Origin of the sequence: Kamptonema formosum PCC 10802, assembly GCF_000332335.1 — a bacterium.
Lineage (GTDB): Bacteria > Cyanobacteriota > Cyanobacteriia > Cyanobacteriales > Oscillatoriaceae > Oscillatoria.
This window is the reverse complement of the sequence record NZ_KB235948.1, coordinates 5288821-5299211: the sequence shown is the minus strand read 5'-3', so window position 1 is coordinate 5299211 and position 10391 is coordinate 5288821. Positions and strand designations below refer to the sequence as shown.

Below are 10391 nucleotides of genomic sequence, written 5' to 3'. Positions count from 1 at the left end.
TCTCAGAGTCGCCTATCCTTACCAGCGCGGGGGTGGCGAGCCTACTTGGGCGATTGACGGCGTGTCGTTTACGCTGCAGCCGGGCGAGCGCTTGGGTGCGGTTACGGGGATGGTGACGGTTGCCGGTGTGGCATCAACTGCACCGCTATTGTCGGTGGCGCTGTAGGTGAATGTGGCGCTGCCGGTGAAGCTGGGGTTGGGCTGGAATTTCAGCTGCGCGGCTTGTGCGGGGGTGAGGATTTGCCCTGCAGTTACTTCCACTCCATTTAAGAATAGTTTGCCTTGACTTATGTCAGGCAATGTACTGATGGTGTACGACACGACGGTGCCGTCTGTGTCTGTGCCGGTAAGGGTTGGACCGTCTGCTATGACGTTATTCGCGGTTGCCGGCGCGGTTTTGTCTTCTGCTACCGGCGGGGTGTTGGGTGCGGTTACGGGTATGGTGACGGTTGCCGGTGTGGTGTCGGAATCCCCGTCGTTATCTGTCGCCGTGTAGGTGAATGTGGCGCTGCCGGTGAAGCTGGGGTTGGCTGGAATTTCAGCTGCGCGGCTTGTGCGGGGTGAGGATTTGCCCTGCAGTTACTTCCACTCCATTTAAGAATAGTTTGCCTTGACTTATGTCAGGCAATGTACTGATGGTGTATGACACGACGGTGCCGTCTGTGTCTGTGCCGGTAAGGTTGGGACGTCTGCTATGACGTTATTCGCGGTTGCCGGCGCGGTTTTGTCTTCTGCCACCGGCGGGGTGTTGGGTGCGGTTACGGGGATGGTGACGGTTGCCGGTGTGGCATCAACTGCACCGCTATTGTCGGTGGCGCTGTAGGTGAATGTGGCGCTGCCGGTGAAGCTGGGGTTGGGCTGGAATTTCAGCTGCGCGGCTTGTGCGGGGGTGAGGATTTGCCCTGCAGTTACTTCCACTCCATTTAAGAATAGTTTGCCTTGACTTATGTCAGGCAATGTACTGATGGTGTATGACACGACGGTGCCGTCTGTGTCTGTGCCGGTAAGGGTTGGGACGTCTGCTATGACGTTATTCGCGGTTGCCGGCGCGGTTTTGTCTTCTGCCACCGGCGGGGTGTTGGGTGCGGTTACGGGGATGGTGACGGTTGCCGGTGTGGTGTCGGAATCCCCGTCGTTATCTGTCGCCGTGTAGGTGAATGTGGCGCTGCCGGTGAAGCTGGGGTTGGGCTGGAATTTCAGCTGCGCGGCTTGTGCGGGGGTGAGGATTTGCCCTGCAGTTACTTCCACTCCATTTAAGAATAGTTTGCCTTGACTTATGTCAGGCAATGTACTGATGGTGTACGACACGACGGTGCCGTCTGTGTCTGTGCCGGTAAGGGTTGGGACGTCTGCTATGACGTTATTCGCGGTTGCCGGCGCGGTTTTGTCTTCTGCTACCGGCGGGGTGTTGGGTGCGGTTACGGGTATGGTGACGGTTGCCGGTGTGGTGTCGGAATCCCCGTCGTTATCTGTCGCCGTGTAGGTGAATGTGGCGCTGCCGGTGAAGCTGGGGTTGGGCTGGAATTTCAGCTGCGCGGCTTGTGCGGGGGTGAGGATTTGCCCTGCAGTTACTTCCACTCCATTTAAGAATAGTTTGCCTTGACTTATGTCAGGCAATGTACTGATGGTGTACGACACGACGGTGCCGTCTGTGTCTGTGCCGGTAAGGGTTGGGACGTCTGCTATGACGTTATTCGCGGTTGCCGGCGCGGTTTTGTCTTCTGCCACCGGCGGGGTGTTGGGTGCGGTTACGGGGATGGTGACGGTTGCCGGTGTGGTGTCGGAATCCCCGTCGTTATCTGTCGCCGTGTAGGTGAATGTGGCGCTGCCGGTGAAGCGTGGGGTTGGGCTGGAATTTCAGCTGCGCGGCTTGTGCGGGGTGAGGATTTGCCCTGCAGTTACTTCCACTCCATTTAAGAATAGTTTGCCTTGACTTATGTCAGGCAATGTACTGATGGTGTATGACACGACGGTGCCGTCTGTGTCTGTGCCGGTAAGGGTTGGGACGTCTGCTATGACGTTATTCGCGGTTGCCGGCGCGGTTTTGTCTTCTGCCACCGGCGGGGTGTTGGGTGCGGTTACGGGGATGGTGACGGTTGCCGGTGTGGCATCAACTGCACCGCTATTGTCGGTGGCGCTGTAGGTGAATGTGGCGCTGCCGGTGAAGCTGGGGTTGGCTGGAATTTCAGCTGCGCGGCTTGTGCGGGGGTGAGGATTTGCCCTGCAGTTACTTCCACTCCATTTAAGATAGTTTGCCTTGACTTATGTCAGGCAATGTACTGATGGTGTATGACACGACGGTGCCGTCTGTGTCTGTGCCGGTAAGGGTTGGGACGTCTGCTATGACGTTATTCGCGGTTGCCGGCGCGGTTTTGTCTTCTGCCACCGGCGGGGTGTTGGGTGCGGTTACTGTGGTGCTGTCAGTGGCGCTGTTGTTGCCGGTGTTGGTTTCTTCTGGGGTGGATACGCTGGCTGAGTTGGTGACGTTCCCCGCTGCTGTGGCATTGACTGTCAGGGTGATGGTGCTGCTGGCACCGGCTGCTAATGGGCCCGCATTTGTGCAGGTGACGGTCTGTCCACTGGCGCTGCAAGTCCATCCACTACCACTTCCTGACACAAATGTCAAGCCATTCGGCAAGGTATCTGTGACGGTAATTGTACCTGTTGTCGGACCGGCATTGGCGGCGTTGCTGACGCTGATGGTATAGGTTCCCTGTCCACCGGCGGTGAAGTTGCCGGTGTGGGTTTTGGCTATGGTTAGGTCGGGAAAACCGACGATGTTGAGCGTTCCTTTCGGAGACAGACCGGGAAAATAAGTCCACAGGTCTAACCCTTTTGCATCGCCAAAGTCCCCATTGCAGGACGTACCAGCATTAATACCCGGTAAGTTACCGAAAGCGCGATAAGAGGCTTGATTAACAGAATCAAAACCGTTGATAGGGTTACTTCGTTTTGGGAATGCAGGATCGCCTGCAGGTGGAGTCCCGCAGGTTGTTACGCTCACAGAAGTTCCATTTTTAGTTTTATAGTTAGTGTCATCGAAGAAGGCTGTGGATACTCCCAGGGGATGGGTACTTGGAGGATTGAGAAGAGTAAAGCTTGGCCCCCCCTGAGTGCTGCTTTCCACATCTAGAAGTGGAAAGTGATATTCCCCAGCGTGAACTATAACCCGCACTTCATAGTTGTTCCCCAGGGGGAAAAAGTTGCCGCTATTATCTTTCCCATCCCAAGTTAGTGATTGTGTGCCAGATACGGTCATGGTGTTTCGCAACAGCCGATTTTTGGGATCGGCAGGGTCAAATTTTTTGGGATCAGTGTCGGGAAGACCTGGATATCCGCTGATAATCAGTTCGTAAGTGCCCGTTATATTGCTGCTGAAACTAAAAGTCCCACCCGTGTTCTGTTTGCTGTTGTTCCCCCCGGCTGTTCCCGTGAAGGTGGGAGCGCTGACCGCTGGCGCTACCGGCGCTGTGGGAATACCGAGAGCTGATAGCACCCGTTCAGCCTCCATGTTATTATTGACGTCGCTCAAAAAGAGGGGAAACTGAGGTAAAGCCAAACTGGCTCCACCTTGAATAGTTATAAGGTTGCTATTATTGCCAAGAACATCATGATAAAGCGGTGTTACTCCATCGCTGTCTAGGAAGCCTTTCAGGTTGCCATAGATCATAAATCCAGCCGGATCTATTCCTCCCAGGTTTGTTTTGTATCTATAACCGTCTGTAGTCACGACGTAGGCTGTAGCAAAAACGGGACGCCCATTTGTTGACGTCGTTTCGTTCCCGGTATACAGGCTGAGGCCGTAACTAAAGAGCCTTCCATTTATGTCTGTTGTGGAAGTCAGGCTACTTCTTACCGTCACATCCCAGCTAGAGACACTAGAGCCTTGATTGGTGTTAAAATTGTTCGGATCGTCTAGGATCTTACCTAAGAGACTAGCGGCTCCATTATTATTAGAAGAAAACCCGGATGGGCCATAAAAAACAACATCGTAAATGCCAGTTGTTGGGGCTGTGAAGTAACAAGGGGTGTAGCCACCAGAGACTCCGCCCGCCGGTACAGTATTAGGGCCAGCTAATTCTTCGGCGCGAGTGCTAATCCTGCCTCTTCCGGACTGACTGGAACAGCGAAAAGCAGCCGATCCAGGTGCTGGTATAGTCTCATTGCCTATAGAACCTGTAACTTGACCGGGGTTATAGATCAGAATGTCACCGCTGGTACTACTCGGTATGTTAACGGCACTAGATCCCAACAGGATGACTTCCCCAGCTTGGGCGTACACTTTCAGCAGTGTTCTGCGCTCTAGGATATTACCCCACTTCAGGGCACCAGCAGCGGAACTGCGCCACTCCAAGTTGGCTCTGGAGCCAGTTGCGGTTTGAGGATACAAACTGCGGCTGCCTTCCGCACGCACCGGCTGACTCCACCAACCGGCACCGCAAATTAACAGTGCTGCCAGGGCAGTGGTTTTGCCCATATCTCTAGCGTTCAGATTGCCCAGCCTAAAACGGTTCATCTCCATTTCTTCTCACCCCCCACCTGCATATTTAACGAAGTGTGTTTAACAGTAAATTGCCCAGCACCGGCACTCCCACCACCGCGCGACTCCTCTGGCGGCGCAGCCACCGGCAACTGCCGCCCAAACCCGCTAAACAGCTCATTCACCTTCACCGTCAGCCCCACATATGGCCCACCGGCGGTGCGAGAACCGTCCAAATCCCTGTCGGTAATATTCCCCAACACATACCCCGCCGACAAGCGCAAATTCGGCGTCAAATAATACCCCGCCTCTAGCACAAAACCTGTCTCGTCGTACCCATCTGCCGGCTGCGTTACCCACCGCACCTCACTCGCCACATCCCACCTGTACCCCAGCCGGTATGTCGCCCGCAATTGTCCCAGTCCCACCGTTCCTCTCCCCACCAAATCATCCGCCAAATAAGACGTGCTGCGCCGCATCGCCACTTTCCCATAAAACTCCCACCGCCAGTCGGGCGCGTATATCCCTTCCAGCGCAAAGGTGTGGTCATTATACCCCGTCCCGCTCCCCAAAAATATCGTGTCCGGAATCGTAGACGGATTGCTCCGATAATCATACCTGAGGAGCGCATTAAACTTGTCATCCGCCGGGTCCCTGTACGCCAGCCCCAACCTAAAATTCACCGTATCCCCCAACGCTTCCAGCAGCTGGTTAGAACTAGACGCCAGCTGATACCTGAACAGTGCCGTCAGCGCCCCAGAAATCTTACCATTCGCCGCCGCTGAAATTACTGTGTTGCTCCCCCCAGATGAAGTGCGGTGCTCGTATCTAGCCGATGCCTGAAAATCGTCACTCCCAGTATACTGCAACCCCACACTGTAGGAGTCTCCCCCCCGCACGCCCAAGGCAGATGCCCCCTGTCCATAAGCGTAGGGCTGGGCGTACTGCACCCCCGCGCCGGTGCGCCCGAACAAGTCCCCAAAAATGTGCTCGTAACTGCCATCTAACCTCAGTCCGGGCGCAATTGTCCACCCCTGTTTAATCCCCAGCGCCCCCGTCATCGCCTGGGCGTTGACTATGCCAAAACGCCCGGTCAGACTCGTATCTTGCCCAACCTTGTAATCCCCAGTAATATCCAAACTGGTAATCGAATTCTCCTCGTACTGTCCCCCATTAAAAAAGATGTGGCTCAAGCGCACCGCAATCCCCGGATACACCGCCCAGTCCAGCCCTAAAATCGTGCGGTTGGGATAGATGATATCCTGGTCAGAAGACAGGTTGAGTTCATTCTGGGCCCGGAACGTCAGGCTGTCGGTAAATCTGTACGTCAAGCGCGAGCGCAACTGGCTAGAACTCACATTAAAAGGATTAGTGGGCAGGTTGTCCTCTCGGTGCCGGTTAATGTAGTCAAATTCTACTGTAGCATCCCTTCCCAGACGCTGCAACAACCCCGCTGAAATTGTCGTCAGTTCATTATCCACCTGACTTCCTGGAATCTGTTCCAGTCTCGGCTCAAATAAATCTTGATAGGATGTTAAAACCCTAGGCGCTACTCCCTGATTTCTCTCGCGGTCGTAACTGGCGCGCAGCTGAGTAGCCCGCGAAACCTGATAGCTCACCTGTCCGCCATAGCGCGTTTGACCGGCTACAAAACTGGTTGTGGCGTTATTAGAAAATCCCGTCTCTGTAGACCTATAATACAGCCGGCTGCTGGCGGCGGTCCCCAAACGCGCGTTCAAATCCAGCCGGTACGCGGAACCGCTCACCGCCCCCATAATATCGGAATCGTTGCTGGAATGGGCGTACTCCCCAACCAGCTGTCCGGAAACCCCATTAGTTTGACCGGCATTATTTGCGGCGGAGCCGAAAGACAGCAGGAAATCCCCACCGTAAAGCTCAAAATTCCGCACCCCCTGATTTTCTCGCATGTAAGTTGCGCCAAACCAACTCGGTCCTCCCGCCGATCCATCCCGCGTCAGGTGGTACTGCAATCTCCCCCCCCAAATGCTGGTATCGCCGTTTTGACTGTCGAACTGATACGTCGTTACAATCCGCCGCACCAAAACTGCGCCGCTGGGGTCTATTTCTATCCTCTGCACCGGCCTGCGGAACAGCAATGTCCCCCGGTCGTAATCAATTTCGTAATCCGCACCCCTGCTCAATTGCTGCCGGTACAGCACTGTCCCCGGTCTGTCCAGCTCCTCCACTTCCAGAAACACGTCTTCGCTTCCTGAAATCACCAGTCTCCGCGACAGGAAATAATACCCGCTCGTCCCGTCTGGCACGATCGTGTCCCTCTGGAATCCCTCCACGCCCCCACTGTAAAACCCACTAAATTGCAAGTTCCCAAAATTATAAGAGCTTTTTACCCCGTGCAGGGAGCGAGTAATGCTGGTAAACTGCTGCGAGGAAGTGGAAAATTCTGCGGTGCTGTAATCCCCCCACATGAAGTAGTCCGGGTCAGCACCGGCAACCGGGGAGGAGCGCTCAAACCGCAAATATACCGAGTCACTCGACGGCGCAACCGTCTCCCGCGAACAGCTGTCCCCGTAAATAGGATACTCCTGCTCGGAAAACTGAATGTCCCCAAACAGCCGCCGCCCCTCAATCCTGTCGCAGGTTTGATTCAGGTTGCGGAAACTGTTGTACGCGCCGGTGAACAGCCAGCCCCCCAGCGCGCCGGTGGCGAACGCCGCACCCCGGGCATCGAACTGGTAGCTGTTATCCCCATCCGCCGGCAGGAAATCCCGCATACTCCCCCAGAAATCGGTTCCCCTCGGCCCCAGGCGGAAGTCCACAACCCCTGTCACCAAACTCGGGCGCAAATCTGTCTCAAACTGCAGCTGCGCAAACGCTTCCAACTCCGGGTTGAAGGTTGGCGGTTGCGGGTTGGGGTTGGGAATCGCGGCGCGGATGCGCACCGCACCGGCACTCAAAGAAGACTGCAAGGTCGCCGAAAACTCCCCAGCGGTCGCCTTAACTTGATACCCCGGCTGGGCTAGATCGTAATCCGGGCTGGTAAATTTCCCCGCACTCGCCGCCAGAGTTACCACCTCATCCCGCACGGAGCGATTGCCGGCGGCGTCCAGCAACACCCCCCTGACTGTCGCCGTTGAGCGCCCGTCCGCCGGAATCCGGGTTTCTACGGTTTCCAGTTTCAGCTGTGCCGGTGCACCCCGCACGACAATGGAGAGGCGAGACGCCTGTCCTACGCCGGATGAGGGAGACGCCTGTCCTGCGCCGAGCTCCCTCACTTCCAGGGTGTTCTCTCCCTCTTTCAAAGGAACCCCGTACCAGGTTTGCCTCACCAGGCCGGTGCTGCTGTCCGTTTCTGTGCGCCCCACCAGTTTTGGCTCTGCCGGCTGTCCGTTTACCAGCAACTCCACTTGCTTGCCGGTGGGAAATTCCAGGATCACTGTCACCGCCGGCACGTCCACCACGGCTCCCGGTGCCGGTGAGACAATTCGGATACTGTTGGCAATCTGCAATTGGGAGGGAGTGCCGGGATTGGGGGATGAGGGGATTTGGGATTGGGAGCGAGCGCCGGGAGGCACAGTTTCCCTGACTTGGCCAGAGTTGCTGGCACCTGTGGTCGTGCCGGGATTGGGGGATGAGGGGTTTTGGGATAATTTGTCAATCCCCTCGTCTTGTACGGATAACCGTCGGAAAAAGTAGCTCTTCCGCGTGAACAGTTTCGCGTCTTGCTGGGGGCCGGCTGCCGGTTCCGGCGGCTCTCCCGTCTCGCCGCCGAGGCCAGATTCCTTTTCTGACAAAGCTTTCAGGGAAAGCGCCCCTGCCGGCGAGCCATCTTCAATCTGGATTTTTGCCGCAGTGAGGCTATCATATTCTTCTACTGTAGCGCGAGAGGGTGCGGTCGGGAAAATTTTATACATTTGCAGTACATCGCTGTCTGACAGCCGCAGTACAGACTGTTCGGGCAATTGCAGTACAAAACTAGTATTTTGTCCTATAGGTTGGCTGCGGGTGACTTTGGGGGAGGCGCAGGCAGGTTTAAGCGCGATAGCGTCGGCAGCACCGATCAGAGCTAACAGGAAAACCAATCTCAAATTGTTCATCGGTTATCTCCCTCCCTGACTGGAGTGACGCCAAAGTTCATGCGCACCAAGCCGCCCGGTTCTAGACGCACCAGTCTCGACTGGCTGTTGCGCTCTGCGAAACGGCGATTGGGAGCGATATTGTAGCCGGGGACGCTGGTGAGGTCGAGTGTGCCGGTGCGGAAGCCAGAAATAGCATTGGCAACGGAAAACAGGCCGTTATTGTCGGTGACGATGCGGTTGCCGTCATCAAGGAAAACTACGGCATTGGGGATTCCCGGCTCGTCTTTCTGCTGCTCGCCGTCGAAGTTTTTGTCCAGGAAAACCCTGCCGACAATCGTGCCGCAGTCGGAGACAATTCCGGGCCGGATCGCTATCTTGTGCGTGGCGGGACCGTCCCTGACATCGGCACCGTTATCGGTGCGCCGGCCCTCAACTATTGCTGAGTTGATGCCGCGCCCGCGCATGGAGTCGGGGGTGAGGCGGGCGGCGTAGGCGATGTTGAGGACTTTCCCGGGCGCGAGGGTTAGAGTGCCGGCACTCAAATTAACCTGCCTCCCCTGATTGCTGGAGGTGAGAGACACTTTTTGCCCGTCTAATTCAGCCCGCACGGAATCTGAGCGGAAGCTCAATCCCAGGGGGAGTTCGTCGTTAACAGTAATGTTAGTCAGGGGTGTGGTGGAAAGGTTGCGCACTGCGAGGCGGTAAATAACTGTATCCCCCGGTTCCGCTGCAGCGCGGTCGCCGGTTTTGAGGATTTGAATGGATTGGGCTTGGCAAACGGCGGTAGTAAAATCGAGAACGGCTAAATTGAGCCCGACGCGCTCAGCATCTCGAATATCGATCGTGCCGTTTACAGAGGTGCTGCCGTCTGTGCCGCTAATCGGGCGACCGTCTAGAGAAGTGGCGGTGTAGCGGGTAATGCCATTAACTGTCTCGCCAATATCGATGCGGATGCGCCGCTCGCTGAAGCTGCCTCCTGGAGGCGGACTGACTAGCAAGATGTACCGCCGTCCGAGTGTCAGCTGGTCGCGACTGACATCGAGGAGGAAACTGTAGTCTCCCTGTTCGGCGTTGGAGAGGAAGAACGGATTGCTATTTTCCCGATTCGGCTCTATCCCTTCCGCCACATTGTTGCCGGGAATGTCGGGAACTTCTGTGGGTGTCATACCCACCAATTGAGCCAAATTCGTGCCGGTGGGGTCGGCAGCAGCAGCTTCGTAGAGGGATACGCTAAAGCCGGTGTAGTCGGGCAAAATCTCGCCGGCGCAACCGGTAACTCGCCCCAGGGGATCTGTCAGCGGCTGGTTGTTCGCCGGCGGAATAATCACTGTCTGCTGCACCGGCACGGGAGTGCTGCCCCCCATGCTCACCGTCACCGATGTGCCGGTGGTGGGAACCGGATTGACTTGCACGCCAACGGAGACGTTAACCTGTCCCCCAGGCGGAATCACTACGTTTGTCGGCGTCGTGACGGGAATCGGCGTCACCTGCGTCGGAGTTGGAGTCGGCGTCGGCGTCACCTGCGTCGGCGTCGGTGTCGGGTTAGGAGTCGGCGTTGGGTTAGGAGTCGGCGTCGGATTTGGAGTCGGCGTCGGATTTGGAGTCGGATTTGGAGTCGGATTTGGAGTCGGATTTGGAGTTGGAGTCGGCGTCGGGTTAGGAGTTGGTGTCGGATTAGGAGTTGGAGTCGGCGTCGGGTTAGGAGTTGGAGTCGGCGTCGGGTTAGGAGTTGGAGTCGGTGTCGGGTTAGGAGTTGGAGTCGGCGTCGGGTTTGGCGTCGGCGTCGGCGTCGGGTTTGGCGTCGGCGTCGGTGTCGGGTTAGGAGTTGGAGTCGGCGTCGGGTTTGGCGTCGG

General features: G+C 56.5%; 8 protein-coding genes. 3 read left to right on the top strand and 5 right to left on the bottom strand.

All coding sequences use genetic code 11. The features are described from left to right. Nucleotides 1–18: 18 nt before the first annotated feature. Nucleotides 19–369: an Ig-like domain-containing protein gene (locus tag OSC10802_RS56655; RefSeq protein ID WP_445727656.1), complete on the bottom strand. Its 351-nt coding sequence runs from the start codon at nucleotides 367–369 to the stop codon at nucleotides 19–21. Between OSC10802_RS56655 and OSC10802_RS57040 the strand changes: the two genes are divergently transcribed. Next, the gene (locus OSC10802_RS57040; RefSeq protein ID WP_155968265.1) at nucleotides 290–496 is read left to right on the top strand and encodes a hypothetical protein; all 207 of its coding nucleotides are present in this window, start codon (nucleotides 290–292) and stop codon (nucleotides 494–496) included. The two genes, OSC10802_RS56655 and OSC10802_RS57040, sit on opposite strands and share 80 nt — an antisense overlap. A 119-nt stretch (nucleotides 497–615) precedes the next feature. On the opposite strand, the gene OSC10802_RS0123245 is transcribed toward OSC10802_RS57040, so the two are convergent. Continuing rightward, the gene (locus OSC10802_RS0123245) at nucleotides 616–1686 is read right to left on the bottom strand and encodes an Ig-like domain-containing protein (protein ID WP_445727655.1); all 1071 of its coding nucleotides are present in this window, start codon (nucleotides 1684–1686) and stop codon (nucleotides 616–618) included. Between OSC10802_RS0123245 and OSC10802_RS57035 the strand changes: the two genes are divergently transcribed. Together OSC10802_RS57035 and OSC10802_RS57030 are read left to right on the top strand one after the other, a co-directional pair. Then, nucleotides 1607–1813, top strand: a complete 207-nt coding sequence (locus OSC10802_RS57035; protein ID WP_155968263.1) for a hypothetical protein — start codon at nucleotides 1607–1609, stop codon at nucleotides 1811–1813. The genes OSC10802_RS0123245 and OSC10802_RS57035 overlap by 80 nt on opposite strands. 123 nt (nucleotides 1814–1936) lie before the next feature. Next, complete coding sequence (locus OSC10802_RS57030; RefSeq protein ID WP_155968261.1) at nucleotides 1937–2143, top strand: hypothetical protein; 207 nt, start codon at nucleotides 1937–1939, stop codon at nucleotides 2141–2143. Between the two features lie 99 nt (nucleotides 2144–2242). On the opposite strand, the gene OSC10802_RS41405 is transcribed toward OSC10802_RS57030, so the two are convergent. The 3 genes from OSC10802_RS41405 to OSC10802_RS54730 all read right to left on the bottom strand — a co-directional run. Beyond that, entirely contained in the window at nucleotides 2243–4516 is a 2274-nt protein-coding gene (locus OSC10802_RS41405; protein WP_017719172.1) for a DUF11 domain-containing protein, read from the bottom strand. Then, entirely contained in the window at nucleotides 4513–8556 is a 4044-nt protein-coding gene (locus OSC10802_RS41400; RefSeq protein WP_017719171.1) for a TonB-dependent receptor, read from the bottom strand. The genes OSC10802_RS41405 and OSC10802_RS41400 overlap by 4 nt, the downstream gene beginning before the upstream one ends. Further along, on the bottom strand, nucleotides 8553–10391 hold a 1839-nt coding region (locus OSC10802_RS54730; RefSeq protein WP_232731734.1), incomplete at its 5' end, for a DUF11 domain-containing protein. The genes OSC10802_RS41400 and OSC10802_RS54730, both read right to left, overlap by 4 nt.

Bases quoted from the DNA above. Each gene is read 5' to 3' on its own strand.
- OSC10802_RS41400 (WP_017719171.1), bottom strand. From the start codon at position 8,556: ATGAACAATTTGAGATTGGTTTTCCTGTTAGCTCTGATCGGTGCTGCC.
- OSC10802_RS57035 (WP_155968263.1), top strand. From the start codon at position 1,607: ATGTCAGGCAATGTACTGATGGTGTACGACACGACGGTGCCGTCTGTG.
- OSC10802_RS57040 (WP_155968265.1), top strand. From the start codon at position 290: ATGTCAGGCAATGTACTGATGGTGTACGACACGACGGTGCCGTCTGTG.
- OSC10802_RS41405 (WP_017719172.1), bottom strand. From the start codon at position 4,516: ATGAACCGTTTTAGGCTGGGCAATCTGAACGCTAGAGATATGGGCAAA.
- OSC10802_RS57030 (WP_155968261.1), top strand. From the start codon at position 1,937: ATGTCAGGCAATGTACTGATGGTGTATGACACGACGGTGCCGTCTGTG.